The organism is Lysinibacillus sphaericus, assembly GCF_006864135.1.
GTDB lineage: Bacteria > Bacillota > Bacilli > Bacillales_A > Planococcaceae > Lysinibacillus.
Window position 1 is genome coordinate 44571 of the sequence record NZ_SADV01000018.1, and the last position, 16071, is coordinate 60641.

Annotated in this window: 12 protein-coding genes; 1 reads left to right on the top strand and 11 read right to left on the bottom strand. The window is 36.4% G+C overall.

The window, feature by feature from the left end; translation table 11 throughout:
* Positions 1-53: 53 nt before the first annotated feature.
* From C7Y47_RS17810 to C7Y47_RS17825, 4 genes are all read right to left on the bottom strand, one after another.
* Positions 54-1238 carry an iron-containing alcohol dehydrogenase gene (locus C7Y47_RS17810; RefSeq protein ID WP_142509981.1) on the bottom strand — a complete coding sequence of 395 codons (1185 nt, stop codon included), beginning with the start codon at positions 1236-1238 and terminating at the stop codon, positions 54-56.
* Between the two features lie 16 nt (positions 1239-1254).
* Positions 1255-2016 (bottom strand): 3-hydroxybutyrate dehydrogenase, encoded by a 762-nt coding sequence (locus C7Y47_RS17815; RefSeq protein ID WP_142509982.1) that lies wholly within the window; start codon positions 2014-2016, stop codon positions 1255-1257.
* An 82-nt stretch (positions 2017-2098) separates the two neighbouring features.
* Positions 2099-3619 (bottom strand): CoA-acylating methylmalonate-semialdehyde dehydrogenase, encoded by a 1521-nt coding sequence (locus C7Y47_RS17820; RefSeq protein ID WP_142509983.1) that lies wholly within the window; start codon positions 3617-3619, stop codon positions 2099-2101.
* Between the two features lie 15 nt (positions 3620-3634).
* The gene (locus tag C7Y47_RS17825; RefSeq protein ID WP_255505242.1) at positions 3635-4558 is read right to left on the bottom strand and encodes an NAD(P)-dependent oxidoreductase; all 924 of its coding nucleotides are present in this window, start codon (positions 4556-4558) and stop codon (positions 3635-3637) included.
* A 568-nt stretch (positions 4559-5126) separates the two neighbouring features.
* Between C7Y47_RS17825 and C7Y47_RS17830 the strand changes: the two genes are divergently transcribed.
* Positions 5127-5741, top strand: coding sequence for a TetR/AcrR family transcriptional regulator (locus C7Y47_RS17830; RefSeq protein ID WP_142509985.1), 615 nt, complete (start codon positions 5127-5129; stop codon positions 5739-5741).
* Positions 5742-6219: 478 nt separating this feature from the next.
* On the opposite strand, the gene C7Y47_RS17840 is transcribed toward C7Y47_RS17830, so the two are convergent.
* The 7 genes from C7Y47_RS17840 to C7Y47_RS17870 form a co-directional block, all read right to left on the bottom strand.
* The gene (locus C7Y47_RS17840) at positions 6220-6606 is read right to left on the bottom strand and encodes a spore coat protein (protein ID WP_142509986.1); all 387 of its coding nucleotides are present in this window, start codon (positions 6604-6606) and stop codon (positions 6220-6222) included.
* A 453-nt stretch (positions 6607-7059) separates the two neighbouring features.
* Complete coding sequence (locus C7Y47_RS17845) at positions 7060-9063, bottom strand: putative bifunctional diguanylate cyclase/phosphodiesterase (RefSeq protein ID WP_142509987.1); 2004 nt, start codon at positions 9061-9063, stop codon at positions 7060-7062.
* Positions 9064-9092: 29 nt separating this feature from the next.
* Positions 9093-11249: an RNA degradosome polyphosphate kinase gene (locus C7Y47_RS17850; RefSeq protein WP_142509988.1), complete on the bottom strand. Its 2157-nt coding sequence runs from the start codon at positions 11247-11249 to the stop codon at positions 9093-9095.
* On the bottom strand, positions 11239-12792 hold the full coding sequence (locus C7Y47_RS17855) for a Ppx/GppA family phosphatase (protein ID WP_142509989.1): 1554 nt from the start codon (positions 12790-12792) through the stop codon (positions 11239-11241). Before C7Y47_RS17855 ends, C7Y47_RS17850 begins: the two co-directional genes overlap by 11 nt.
* Before the next feature lie 294 nt (positions 12793-13086).
* Positions 13087-13989 carry a chemotaxis protein gene (locus C7Y47_RS17860; protein ID WP_132357787.1) on the bottom strand — a complete coding sequence of 301 codons (903 nt, stop codon included), beginning with the start codon at positions 13987-13989 and terminating at the stop codon, positions 13087-13089.
* Between the two features lie 180 nt (positions 13990-14169).
* Positions 14170-15495 carry an MFS transporter gene (locus tag C7Y47_RS17865; protein WP_142509990.1) on the bottom strand — a complete coding sequence of 442 codons (1326 nt, stop codon included), beginning with the start codon at positions 15493-15495 and terminating at the stop codon, positions 14170-14172.
* 219 nt (positions 15496-15714) lie between these two features.
* Complete coding sequence (locus C7Y47_RS17870) at positions 15715-16032, bottom strand: winged helix-turn-helix transcriptional regulator (RefSeq protein ID WP_142509991.1); 318 nt, start codon at positions 16030-16032, stop codon at positions 15715-15717.
* Positions 16033-16071 lie beyond the last annotated feature (39 nt).

Below are 16071 nucleotides of genomic sequence, written 5' to 3' on the forward strand. Positions count from 1 at the left end.
TACAAATTAAATTTGATTTGTAACCCTATTTTAGACAGTTTCTTTTCCAAATCTTAAAACACATAATGAAAGGCCATTTTATAAAGCTCCATTAGCTCTTCCTGTGTCGGAACCTTAGGATTATTTCCAGGGCTACCGCTAGCAATTGCATCAGCTGTCATTTTTGGAATAGCTGCGTAAAAGGCTTGTTCTTCAATTCCCCACTGTTTTAAATTCCCTATATCCATCTTCTTGCACATTCCCTTTATCGAAACAATAGCTAAATCGGCAAGCTCCTCTAGAGATAACTGCCCATTATCTCTATTAAAAAATTTACCTAAATCCGCTAGTCGATCGACACAAGCATCCTTTGAAAATTCTAATACTGCTGGTAAAAGCATGGCATTTGAAATACCGTGGGGCACATGGAATAACGCTCCAATTGGACGAGACATGCCATGTACTAAAGCAACAGAGGCATTTGAAAATGAAAGACCTGCTTGCATTGAGCCTAGCGACATCGCTTCCCGCGCTTCAATATCATTGCCTTGCTCATAAACTTTTAAAATATTATTAACGATTAACTCCATGGCTGATAGTGCCAGTACATTCGAATAAGGATGTGCTAAACGAGATAAATAACTTTCAATAGCATGACTTAATGCATCGATACCGGTCGCTGCTGTGATAGCGGGTGGAGAGGTAACCGTTAAAATCGGATCTACAATGGCGATGGTTGGCATAAATGCAGGTTGCTTAATCATCATTTTCACGTCATTTTTCGTATTCGTAATGACTGTTGCATCCGTGGCTTCTGAACCAGTACCAGCCGTTGTCGGTATCGCAATATGTGGGATCGGTGCTTGCTCAGCTATTTTTGCCATTTTCATATAATCACCAATGTAGCCACCATTCGTTGCAACTACTGCGATTGCTTTTCCTGTATCGATACAGCTACCACCGCCGACGGAAATAATAATATCGCAGCCCTCTGATTGTAAATTATGAAGCCCCTTTGCTACATACGTATCTACTGGTTCCGTTGTTACGCCTAAATATGAAACCGCTTCTAAACCACTAGCTCTTAATAAAGCACTACATTGATTAACAAAACCTAAACTATCCATTATTGGATCACTAATGATCAGAGCCTTAGTCCCCAATTTTTTTGCATAATCGCCTACTTCTTCAAAAGAATCTCGTCCATAAACAATCGTTCCTGGCGAATGAACCGTATAGATTGTTTTTGTTTGAATCATATCTAAACCTCCTAAGCTATTGTGCTGTATAACCGCCATCCAAAAGTATTGCTTGACCTGTTATACCCTTTGCGATATCACTAGCTAAATAAAGCGCAAGTCCTGTAACTTCCGATACATCTAGTAAACGTTTTTGGGGAACGAGTGGATAAAGCACCTGCTCAAGCACTTCTTCTACTTGAATTCCCCTTGTTTTTGCCAAATCCGTAAACTGATTACGTACTAATTCTGTATCGACATACCCTGGACAAATCGCATTCACGGTTATCCCTTCAGTTGCAACCTCTAGTGCCGCCACTTTCGTTAAACCAACTAGCCCATGTTTGGCAGCATTGTAGCCTGCTTTACCTGCAAACCCAATAACGCCATTAATGGATGCCATATTAATAATGCGTCCAAACTTATTTTTCTTCATATGTGGCAAGACATATTTCATTGCTATAAAAGGTGCAACAAGCATCACTTTTTGCATGGATTCGAAGATTTCTGTCGCGAAATCCTCTATAAGAGAAACATGCTGAAACCCTGCGTTGTTAATTAAAATATCTATTGTCTTAAACTTTTTAACAGTAAAGTCAATTGCATCATATATTGCCTGTTCATTCGTAACATCACATGTGTATGCTGTTAATTGCGGATAGTGTTTAATTGCCTCCGCTAAAAGCTGGTCATTAATATCTGTTATCACGACATTCGCTCCCTGCTCAGCAAACGTTAGTGCCATGGATAACCCGATACCTCGGGCTGCTCCTGTAATAAAAACTGTTTTTCCTTTCACGCAATCCCTCCTGGAGTAATAAATCCTATCCATAATTTGAACATTAAAAAGAGCTGTAAAAGAATACAGCTCTTCATTTGTATTAGTCGTTATTACTTGGGAATGCAAATGTAGATGCTGTCGAAGCATGCCCTGTCATCCAACGCTCTGATATTGTTTTTGTTTTTGTGAAGAAGCGTGCTTGATCTGGACCAAACATATGACCTTCTCCAAAACGGGAGCCTTTAAATCCAGCAAAGTTATGGTAGCCTACCGGGATTGGAATTGGGACATTCACACCAACCATTCCAACATCGATTTCTGTTGTAAATTTACGAGCTGCTAAACCATCATTCGTAAAAATGGTTACCCCATTTCCAAGCTCATGCTTATTAATAAGTTGGATTGCTTCGTCCAATGAATCAACACGTACAACATTTCGCGCTGGACCAAATATTTCTTGTTCATAAATTTCCATACCTGGTTTTACGTTATCTAACAATGTTGGCCCTACAAAGAATCCTTTTGAATCTTTGACAATATCAAGTTCACGACCATCACAAACAACTGTTGCCCCTTCAGACTCTCCTCGATTGATCGCAGCAATAATCGCTTCCTTCGATTGCTGTGAAATGACAGGGCCAAAGTCTGTTTCTGGATTTGTATATGAGCCTACCTTCAAATTAGCGATTTTCTCCTTTAATATTTCAACAAGACGATCTGCAGTATCCTTTCCCACAGGCATAATCGTAGAAATAGCCATACAACGTTGAGAGGCTGCTCCATAAGCTGCTCCAATAAACGCATTTGCTACCTGATCAAGATCCGCATCAGGCATAACAACCATATTGTTTTTTCCTCCACCAAGTGCTGTGACACGTTTACCGTATTTCGAGCCCGTTTCATAAATATATTTGGCAACTGGTGTCGACCCTACAAATGAAATTGCTTCCACACTCGGGTTTTCTAATAGTTCATTAACTGCATCTTTATCTCCATTTACTACCGTCCAAATACCATCTGGTAACCCAGCCTTTTTCCAAAGCTCGCTAACAAATAAAGCAGTCATAGGAACACGTTCGGAAGCTTTTAAAATAACTGCATTACCGACGGCAATTGCCATACTTGTTTGCGCTAAAGGCACCATGATTGGGAAGTTAAACGGCGAAATAGCCGCTACAACACCTAATGGATATTTTGCAGAGTAGGCATTAATGTCACCACCAACATTAACGGAGTACTCTCCCTTCATTAAATGAGGTGCATTGATGGCTAAGTCAACCGACTCTAAACCGCGTGTAATTTCACCTTTCGCATCCTCAATTGTTTTACCGCTTTCCGAACAAATAATTTGTAAAAGCTCCTCCATATTTTCAGTTATAAGATTACGGAACTTTAATACAATCTCGGCACGTTTAGCTACTGACGTATCTCTCCATTGTGGAAATGCTGCCTGTGCCTTATCGATTGCCTCTCGAGTTTCTTCTACAGTAGCAAGTGGCACCTTGGCAATGACCTCACCCGTCGTAGGATTAAATACTGAACCGAAGCGTCCGCTTTTCCCTTCTACTAGTTCCCCACCAATAAAGTGCGTTAAAGTTTTAATGTCTTGTGCTGTTGTCATACTTCTAGTCCCCCTTTAAATTTGTTCAATCTTACATTTTTCTTTTAAACTTAAATAAGTTGCAGACATATCATTTTCTCCATAGCCCTGCTGAGAAATATCACTATAAAGCTCCACTAATTTTTCCCCGATTCGAAGTGGTACCCCTGCTTCTTCTGCCATATCTTTCGCTAGCTTCAAATCTTTTAATAATAGATTTGTAGAAAAGCCTGGCTGATAGTTGTCGTTTTTCATGTACTCTAAATAATTACGTTCATAAATACGGCTTTGACCATAACTATTACTTAATACTTCATACAGCGTATCAGCATGAATACCCATCTTTTCACCAAGCACGATTGTTTCAGCGATTGCTTCTGTATAGAATCCAATCATTAAATTATTGAGTAATTTAATACGTGTACCTACACTTGGGGATGTACCTAGATGGTAAATATTTTTTCCTACTATTCGAAATATTTCAGATCCAGTTTGATAATTTTCCTCTTCACCACCAACCATTATCGTAAGTGTTACATTAATAGCCCCTATAACACCCCCACTAACAGGTGCCCCAAGATAACGTAATCCCAATGATTGTGCTTCCTTATGTAAGGAATCATTCAATTCGGGATTTACCGTACTAAAGTCTATTAATAAACTTCCTTTCTTAGCATGGTGCATTATACCCTGTTCAGATCTATATACTTGTTCCACTACTTGTGGTGTCGGCAAGCTCGTCATGATAATATCACTTTGCTCAGCAACCTCCTTTGCTGTTGGAAGCCCAACTCCACCTTCTTTTTTAAATTGCTCCACCGCTTGTGAATTCGTATCAAAGCCATATACCTTATAGCCAGCCTTTAATAAATTTACTGACATCGGTAACCCCATATTGCCTAAGCCGATAAAACCTAATTTCTCCGTCATTATTGACCTCCCCCTAACTTGAAAATTCAATGAACACTAGCCAAACTCTACTCTTTTATCGTAACATTAATAACGAGATTCTTTAATTGACCATAGTCATTGACCGTGGTCAATTAAATCATAATCAAAACAAAACCATCTCGTCAATTAAAAAAATTTATATTTTCAGAATATTTTCCGTAGAAAATATCTTAAAATACTTAAAATTGGCTCATCATCATAACGTGTGGTTGATTTCCGTTCCTACAGGGCGCTTTAGCTGCTGCTTTACTTTCGCACAGAGCGAAGCTTCCTGGGGGCGCCCGATGAGTCGCTTGGAGCAACAGATGTTTTTTGTGCGAAAGCGAAGTGTAACGTAGCGACAGCAACACGATGTTTTTTGTGCGAAAGCGTAGTGTAACGTAGCGGCAGCAACACGATGTTGGTCACGAAGGCTTTATCACAGGATGTGATGCTCTTAGCCTTCGTTCCTCTATTGCTAATCCCCAAGGAGTCGCCAGTCTTCACTCCAATCTACTAATATACATGGCATATGCTTTAACAACTGTCATCCACAACATTTGGTGATGAGCCTTAAAAATGGAGGTAAAATCGAAATATGAATTCATTAACTAGTCGACAATTAAAGGCATTAGAAACACGTGAAAAATTACTCAAAGTATCATTAGATTTATTTAATAAACATGGATTCGAACATATATCTGTTGAGCAGATTACTAAAGCGTGTAATGTATCAAAAGGAACATTTTACACACATTTTCCATCCAAGTACGATGTTATTTTAGAAAAATTTAAAGAGCTAGATAGTTTTTATGGCTCTGTGAAAAAAAATATTGATCGTACATTGCCGCCAAGTGAAAAAATTTTATTGCTCTATAAAGAACAAATGCAGTATTTAACAAATGTTGTTGGCAAAGATTTATTACGAACAGTGTATACTGCCGCAATGACAAATCAAGTGGAACAAGATCATTATTTAATAAATCCACAAAGAATGATTTTCCAAATTATGAACACTTATATCGAAGAAGGTATTCAACTTGGCGAGTTTCGTCAAGATTTAGAAGTTAGTCAAATTCAAGCAATTATTCAGCGTTGTATGCGTGCAAATGTCTATGATTGGTTAATCCATAATGAAGACTTCGATTTATCAGCAGAAATGGTGCAATTTACAGCTATTGTGTTAGATGGATTGAAAGTAGAAAATAACTAGCTAAATTTAAAAGAGTTTGCTAATGTGGAAACTTATTCATCCCGAACATCATGTAAGTATGTCACTATCTATTTTGCAAAAATTCCTTGAAGATATTCAACGATATGAGTATGAGATAGCTCCCGATACCCATTTTAATCTTTTTGCAAAGGCTTTTAATTGTGATATTAAACTGTTGTTCATTGAAAATCTTCCCTTTCGTTATTATGAAGTATAGGCTAACTATGTGAAAAGGGAAATAAAAACTAATGAACAATATGAGAATCGTGTCAAAAAGAAGGTAAGAAAATATGTCTAGAGTTTATGACGACCGTACAAATAATTGCTTTATCAAAACAAGTAAAACATAAGTGTTAAACATTCATAAAAATACCTTCAAAAAAAACAAGCAACCAATAAAATTGATCGCTTGTTTTTTGTACAGCAGTTTGCTAAATATAACCCACTATTGAGGGGGTATATAACAATACCCATTTATTTAAATGAAATTTTGAGGAACACATTCACGAACACCAGAATTTCTCAAGGAGTTAAATAAAGCTGCACTGATTCTTAATAAAACATTGTTATCAGTGCCATTTTCTAAATCATAGATTACAAAATATGAATTATCTACTGAAAAAATACATTTTCGTTCTAATTTAAATCCAGGTGGTACAGGAGGAAGATTAAAACGTGGTACAATCACAGGTGTATCTCCTTCAGCTCTGATAAAATTGAAAGTTTGTTGGTCAATCTCATAGATATTAACTGGATCAATCTCCACACCATCAGCTGGAATTGTAATTTCATCTTCAACTAATAGGAAAAAGCGTTCGTTTCGAAAATTGAAAAGACTTCTCGCCCCAATTACAAATGATGCCATTTTTATATTCACCTCCTTTTCTATACAATATTTTATTCATATCGAATAAAGTTGTTTGGACAAAAAGGAAGGTGGAGTGAAGAATAGTTTCTGGACTGAAGTCATTAAAAGCTAATAGTAAGGGTGAGATTGGATTATCAGATATGCATTAAGATTAACTGAACAATAGGAGGAAATTTATTAATAAGGTGTGATCCGCTTTTTATAGCAAATTTCTAAGAATTTGTGAAGAATCGCACTTAAACTCCCATGAAAGAACTTAATCATCTTTCATTTTCTGTGGTGTAGCGCTGGTTTTTGAGCTACATGGATGGCTAACGGGTGCATTAGTTAAATAAGAAAGGGCATAACATATTTTATATGACTAATATGTTATGCCCTTTAATTTATTTATCTTTTTTCAATTTAGGTCTTGATAAGTTACACGATGAAGTGCTACTTGACTTGTTTACATTAGCTGACAAAATATTTATTAACAATGGTTTCTACAGGTAATGGCTTGTTATATAAAAAGCCTTGGCCTTTTTGGCAACAATGACGTTTTAAGAAATCAACCTGTGATGGCTCCTCGATCCCTTCAGCAATTACCTCTAATCCCAAGTTATGAGACATTGAAATAATGGCCTTAATAATTGCCTCATTTTTATCATCTTTCGTAATATCAGCTATAAATGATTGATCAATTTTTATGATATCTATCGGATAACGCTTTAAATAGCTTAAAGATGAATAGCCTGTTCCAAAATCATCAACCGAAACATAAACACCTAATTGCTTCAATTCAGTTAAAATTGAAAATGTTTCATGAACATTCGTCATGGAGCTTTCGGTAATTTCCACCTCTAATAATTCAGGTGGCACATTATACTTTTTCAAGGCCGTTTTAATTTTCCGAGCAAAGTTCTCTTTCCTAAATTGTTTTGGTGAAATATTGATGGCAATTCGCACTGGTCGATAGCCCTTCATCTGCCACTCTTTTTGATAGCGACATACCTCGTCAATAATCCAATCACCGATTTCAATTATTAAGCCGGATGCCTCCGCAATAGGTATAAACTGTGCAGGAGACACAAAGCCAAATTTTCGATTATTCCATCGTAATAACGCCTCAAAACTATTGATGCTGTTATTCATTAAATCCATTTGTGGCTGTAAATGGATACTTAGCTCATTAAATTCGATAGCACGACGTAAATGGGCCTCCATTAGCGCTTCATTTGGAAAAATAGTTGTCATATCTTCACGATAGTAACGGTAGTGTGAACGCCCATGCTCTTTTACAGAAAACAATGCTTTATCCGCTTTACGTACAAGTGTTTCTAAATCCTTGCCATCTGCTGGACTGAGTGAAATACCAATTGACACGCTAATAAAGTATTCCTGCCCATCAATCATAAATGGTTGCTTTAATGCGTCTAAAATAGCATTAGCCGTAAGTTCAATTTTGTTAACGGTTGCATCTTTTAGCACAAAAATAAATTCATCGCTATTATAACGATAAAGCGAGCATTTGGAGTAACAGAGCTCACGAAGTCTATAACTAAACATTCGCATAAGTTCATCACCCTTACTTTCACCAAGGGATTCATTAAACTTTTTAAAGCGATCAATATCCACTAAAATAATAGCCGCTTGCTTATTATGCTTTTTACCATTTAAATGCTGAAGCCAATGCTCCTTAAAAGCCTTGCGATTCCAAATACCCGTTAATTCATCCATTAATGCTAGGTAATAAAAGGCCTCATGATCATTCATAAATGAAGTGGCTTCTTTCACAAATAAGTGTACACCTATAATTTCACCATTAAAATACGTAGGATGCGTTCTTAAATAAAATGGTTCTTTACTTAGCAATTGACCTTTAAACATACATTGGGGCATACCAAATGCTGAGCCCTCAATAGTTTTTGCAAATAATAATTTAAATTCGTTGATATACTTACTCTCTAATAATGAAAAAATATTTTGACCTATCAAGCTTTGATGTTCTTTTGACAATAGAGAAGTGGCAACAACGTTTTGGTGAATAATGCGACCTTGTAAATCAGTTGTTAATACCGGACTTACGTGCTGTTCCACAAATTGCAAATACGGTACTACCTCATTCTGTTTCTCCCGTAGAATAACGGCTATAACTGATTTTTCTAAGGGCAGTACACGAACAACAAATGTTTTTACTGTGTGCTCCGTACTTTCCTTTAGATTTTGGTCTTTATTACATTCTTGTTGTAATATATTTGATAATTGTAGCCAACATTGCTCCGTAAAAAATTGTTCTGCGTTGGTGGCTTTCACATCTTGTAGCTTAATAAATGACGGTAGCTTTTCGTTAAAATTTACGACTTCAAACGCTTTTGTATCAACTTTTTTCAAACATACGATTGCATCAAATGGGTTGAGTTGTATGAATTGATGATAGTCTGCAAATTGCGCTACACTCTCTTTATATTTTTTCATTATATCCCTCACTAAGTAGCGTGTTTGCTTTATTCTTCGTCTAGCGTAGGTTTTAGTGCATCCTTTAGGAAAATTTCCTGACTATTAATCGGATCTTCACCACGGTCAAACTCTTTATAATGATATTTTCCATTGGAGTCTTGAATCCGAGCTTTTGCTGTATCCTCAAGTTGTGTATTCATGATGTTAATAATACGAGCTTTTGCTTCGCTTGCATATACAGGGAATAAAATTTCCACGCGTTTAATCATATTACGAGTCATCATATCTGCAGAAGATAAGTATACTTTATTTTCCCCATTATGATGGAACCAATAAATACGAGAATGCTCAAGGAAACGACCAACAATACTCGTTACTGTTATGTTTTCACTAATTCCAGGGATGCCTGGTCGAATGCAACAAATACCTCGAATGATAAGCTCTACTTTCACCCCTGCAATAGACGCCTCATACAGCTTCATCATTAAGTCTTTGTCCGTTAGTGAATTCATTTTAGCTCGAATAAAACCATTCCCATGCTTTTTATGACAAGCAATTTCTTCATCCATTAATCGAATAAATTCATCTCGAATATCAAATGGCGCCACGACTAAATGATTAAAAGTTGGCTTTTCTGTATAACCGCTTAAATAGTTAAAGAAGTTAGTAGCATCAATGCCAAATTCCTTATCTGTTGTTATTATACCCATATCTGTATAAATTTTTGCAGTCGCATCATTATAATTTCCTGTCCCAAGATGTACAAAACGTTCAATTTTTCCATTTCGACGACTTACAACAAGCGTTATTTTCGAGTGTGTTTTTAAGTTATTCATACCGTAAATGACCAGGCAGCCAGCTTGCTCAAGTTGCTTTGCCCAATGCACATTATTTTCTTCATCAAAACGTGCCTTCAATTCAACTAACACTGTTACCTGTTTACCATTTTCCGCAGCGAACTTTAATGCTTGTATAATAGGCGAGTTCCCACTAACACGATACAATGTTTGTTTAATGGCTAAAACGTTCGGATTAACTGCCGCTTCTGAGATAAAATCTACAATTGGCGCAAATGACTCATATGGGTGATGGAAAAATATATCTTGTTGCAGAGTTTTTTCAAAAATATTTTCATCCGATTGCAAATCTAATGGTGGCTGTGGAATAAAGCTTTCATATTCTAAATGTTCCCGACCAACCGATATGCCTTTTACAAACGAGAACATAAATGTTAAATCTAGCGGTCCATCTATATGAAAAACATCTGTTTCTTCAATTTCAAATTCTTCTAGTAAATATGTAAGAACTTCCTCGCTCATCTCGCCCTCACGAACTTCTAGACGGCTCCCTACACCCCATTTACGTTTTTTCAACTCTTTTTCAATTTCTACAAGTAAATCTCTTGCTCCTTCCTCATGAATCGTTAAATCAGCATTACGCGTCAAACGGAAAGCCTGTGCTGATTTGACACTGTAACCATAAAAGAGCTTTTCGATATGCGCTACAATCACGTCTTCTAATAAGACAATAACTGTCTCTCCATCTGCTGATGGTACTTTAATATAACGATCTAAGACAGATGGAACTTGTACGATCGCTACCTTTTCACGATTTTCTAAGTCGGTTTCATCTTGCTCTAATAAAACAAGTAAATTTAAAGTTTTACCAAGCAAAGTTGGGAAAGGACGATAAGCATCTACAGCTACGGGTGTTAAAACAGGGAAGATAGTTTCTGCAAACATTTCATTGACGAATGCTTTCTGTGTGTTATTTAAGTCTTTCATGTCTGCAATATGTACATTATGTTGTGGTAATAAATCATATATTAAATGTCTATAAACTTCAGTTTGTCGGCGCACTAATGCCTGAGTTCGCTCTGCAATTTTTGCTAATTGTTCTTTTGGTGTTAAACCTGACTTATTTTCAGGCTTATGGAATCCTGCACGTACCTGATCCTGTAGACCCGCAACACGCACCATAAAAAATTCATCTAGATTCGAGCTAAATATCGCCAAAAATTTCAATCGTTCTAGCAGAGGATTGTTGATATCCTCTGCTTCCTCTAAAACTCGTTCGTTGAAGGCTAACCAGCTTAATTCACGATTATTATAGTATTGCGGCTTAGCGATTTCCTCTAGTAAACGACCTTGTGCTTCTGTTAAATTCCCTTCACCTAACTGATTATTCGTAACTTCAGTTGTCATAATTGTTCAACCCTTCTTCAATAAAGTTTATTTTTATAGGTATTTTTAGTGCGCGTTCTAGATGTTTTTTATGTCGATTTGCTTGATATTTTTCAGCGGCCGCATTATGTTTTACATAGATGTTAAGCTGAACATAATCCTCTTTTGTTTGCATCTTAATGGTACGTACTATCTTTCTTTTAGATACATTTAACGCATAGACAAATTTTAAAAGTGCGCCAAAGTCTCGTATTTTACGATACTCCTCACGACTCATCCATTCTGTAAAAGGAGCTGCGAATAGCTGAAAATAATCTTTATTTTTATACGAGGCTAAAAGTGCTAATTTCACACGCTCTTTATGATTTAGCCCATCGATAGATTGGTTCGCAATTAAATAAAAGGTATGCTGACTCGCCGAACTTAACTCAATATACTCCCCTATATTAAAAACCTTCGCTGCTTTCGCCAATAATTGCAAATCTTTTGGATTATGTTGTAAACAACCGAAGCGACAGCATTCACGGTACAATTGATCCGTTAAACGCGTCAAATAGTCCACTTCTTTTTCAGTTCGACCATACTGACGAGCCAATCTTTTAGCGTTTCCCTCAAACACATTGTATTTATCAAACGCACTTTTATCTGTTTGCAAAATACGCTGTATAATGAGTCCTTCTCGCAAACCCTTCTTTGTTATTTGGAACAACTTACTGCTGACAACCTCCATTAACACATTGAAAACCTCTAGTGCAGGAGCGATGATGTCCGCACGATCTGCCGAAAGCCCATCTAACTGCTTCAATTCATTAAAACTTAAACTACCTAAAAACACACTGAGCTCAACTAAATTTTCCTTAGTCATTTCGTAGCCATGTACACTTGCTATTGGATATGCATGTTTTTGCTGATGAATTTGGGCAATATTTCGAGCACTACCACCAATGGCGATAATCGGTAAACCGATATCCTGAATCCATGGGAGTGATGTGAACTGTTCTTTAACAAATGCAATGAGTTCCTTTTTTTCACTACCATTCATAATCTCGCCCTTTACAAAACGTTGCTTTAAAGAAACTGTACCAAAAGGAAAACTATAAGATTTCTGTAGGTCTTTATTTTCAAAAAGCGTTATTTCTGTACTACCACCACCAATATCAATAGTTACAGCGGACTTCGTGCCTATTGAATGCGCTACAGCAACAAAGCCATAATATGCCTCTTCTTCTTCAGATAATAGCTCTATTTGAATGCCTGTTCGTTCTTTCATTAAGGTAATAATTTTTGCTCTATTTGTTGCCTGACGGATTGCAGCTGTTGCAGCAGCTTTAACATCAGTCACTTCAAAATCATCGAGCATTGCTTTAAAAGTCAATAATGTTTCTGTTAATACTTGTATACCTTCTTCAGACATTTCACCAGAGGGCTGTAAATATGTACGTAAACGTGCAACTGTTTTAATATTTCCAATCTCACGAAGTCCCTCTTCTTTATCGTATTGATACAATACTAATCGGATGGTGTTAGAGCCAATATCGATGATAGCCGTTTTTAAATCATTCAAATAATCACTTCCTTAACGCATACATTCATACTATTTACTAATCGTTTAGCCTCTTCGGTCTGTAGATACAAACCTGTGGGCTCTTAGCTTGCCAGTGTCAGGATACTCACGTCAAAGTTTTATAGACAAGTTGGCCCTTATTATTTTGTTCCTAGCATCATTGATCTATACAAAAAAGCCGGAGCCTAAAAGGCATCCGACTTCTTAAAATTATTAATATACTTTCAGGATACCCATTATTATTATTGTGAAGTACCTTAATCTCTATTGTTAAACCCTAATAAAAACTTATTTTTATAAGATAAGTTGATCTATACGTAAAATAAGCTCCGCAATTTCAGGCTTACTAATTTGATCCTCTGCACCTACTTGGTCACCTTTATGACGAAGATCATCCGTAATTAAGCTTGAGAAAATAATAACTGGAAGCTTTTGGAGGTCTGGATGCTCTTTTATTTTACGTGTTAAATGATGTCCATCCATTTGTGGCATTTCAATGTCTGTCACAACTAATTGAATATGCTCGGCTACTTCGTTACCACCTTTGACGATAGTTTCGAGATATTCATAAGCATCACGTCCATTTTCAAAGAATTCAACATTCGCATAACCTGCCTCATTCATAGTATCGAATAAGAGCTTACGTAGTAACGGTGAATCTTCAGCAATTAAAATTCGTTTTTCAGAGCGCTCACGTTTACCGAGCTTTTTAACAGATTCTACACTAATACCAGAATCCGGATTTATATCCACCATAATTCTTTCGAAATCTAGTAATAAAATCATCTGTTCATTTTGCTTAATAACACCAATTACTTGTGATGTTCCTCCTTGATACATATCAGAAGGTTTCTCGATTTGATCCCATGAAATACGGTGGATCTGCGTTACATTATCTACATGGAATACTACGCGCTGTTTATTAAACTCAGCTACAATATATTTTTGCTGAGGACTACGCTCTGCCTTTTGAATACCTAACACTCGGAGCATATCAACTACTGGTAAAACCTCACCTCGTAATTGAATTATCCCTTCTACATGCGGGTGCGCGTGTGGAATAAATGTTACTGGAATCGGTTGAATGATTTCCTTTACTTTAATAACGTTAATACCAAATTTATTGTTCGCTACTTCAAATTCAACAATTTCTAGCTCATTTGTGCCACTTTCTAACAATATACCTTTATGTTCCAAAGCAACCCCGCTCCTTTCTACTCAACTTCAATTTAATTTAATTTATAATTCAATTGTATCATAGGCAATACATTTCTCCTACTTGCTTTTTCCAATTTTATTGTGAACATGGGTTGTTATCATAACATTGGGTTGATTTCCATTCCGACAGGGCGCTTGACTGGGCGTGCATACGTTTTTTCAAATATCATCCCCAACTTTTGAGCCATTAACTTTCAGATGTACCAATAGACCAATTATCGTCATCACAATTAATGTCGATAATGCAACACGACTTGCTAGCGTTCCGTAATCTTTCATCCATAATGTGACCGTTCCATAGACTGCCGGCCCAATAATGGAGGATACTTTACCCGAAAATGCAAATAAGCCAAAAAACTGACCCCGTTTGTCTTCTGGAGACAATTCAATAATATATGTTCTAGATGTTACCCACATGGATCCTAGTGATATGCCAAACATACTACCTGCAAGCCAGAACATCCATTGCTCTGTCGCAAAGACAGCAAATGTTAAAGCGACAATCATTAATAGCGCCACCACGGTAATCGCACGTTTGGCTCCTATTGCTTTTGTAATATAACCGAATGTAAAAGAGCCTATAATAGTTGAAACCGTAGACACTAAGTAAAGCACGATAAATTGACCCGACGTAAAGCCAACAATCGTTGTTGCATATACAGCCATCATTGCAATGGTTGTTGCAATGGCATCATTTAAAAAGAAATAAGCAATCATAAAGGTAAAAATAGTTTTATATTGCTTCATGTCTTTAAAGGTTTGAACAATTTCCTTATAGCCATCTAGAAATTTAATAGGCTTGCGCTGAGACCTTGAAATTGGTGTATCCTTATTAATAAAAAATAATGGCAAAGAAAATAACAAATATAAAATTGCAGTTGGAATAAACGCTCGATGGAATCCACTATTTCCTACATACAAATAAACAAGTAATCCAAGAATTGTACCAAGATATCCAATCGCTACCCCATAGCCAGAAATAAGGGGCATTTCTTCTTTTGTCCCTAAATCACTCATCATTGAATCATAGAACACTAGACTTGAATTAAAGAAAAATTTTGCGATGATAAAGCTAACTACAACTAAAAATAAACTAAGTGGCACACCTGAATAATTTGTTGACGTCTGTAGATTCGCAAAAACACCCATCATAAAGGTGGAAAAGATAGAGATAGATGCAAACCACACTATAAATCTCTTTTTATAGCCCGTATTATCTATCCATACACCAAAAAGTGGTGAAAAAATGACGAGGAAAAAGCTGGAAATGGCATTCGCATAAGAAATAAACGTGCTTGCCACCTGCTGCATTACCTCATTGGTCCCTAAAATTTCATCCATATAAAAAGGGAAAAATATAGTATTAATATTTGAAGAAAATATTGTATTCGCAAAATCATAAAATGCCCACGATAAAATTGGCAATGATAAATAAAGAGCTAACTGGCTCCTATGCTGTGCGTCTACTACTGAATTCCGCTTCATAAAATCCTCCTCCCCATTCTCTATAATATTAAATAAATTCCCTCATGTAATAAAAAATACCTCTTATTTAAAGAAAATTTACACTATTTACAATATACAATTATTTTTTATTACCTAACACTTTAGAATAAACGAATTTTAGCCTTAGCTGCGGAATACTAAAGATTACACTTCATAATAAAAAAATATCCAAGCCCCCTCGCTTGGATATCCTTTTTACTATTCTTCTATATCTACCCACGTAGAAGACCATTTTTCAATTGCTTTTAGGACCGGTGCAAGTGCATGTCCTTTTTCTGTTAGCTCGTATTCAATCACCACTGGTGTCGATGGAATAACAGTGCGTTTCACAATGTTTTCGATCTCTAATTCTTTTAATCTCTCTGTTAATACGCGACTGCTAATACCCATTTGTTTTTTAATTGTTGAATACCGTTGAGAACCTTCTAATAACTGATAAATTAGCAGGGTATTCCAGCTATGATTTAAAATTTTTAGCGCCTTTTCAAATCGTGGGCAAATTTTTTTTTGATCCAATTTACTTGCCTCCTAAGTACTTCGTTCTTATATAAGAGT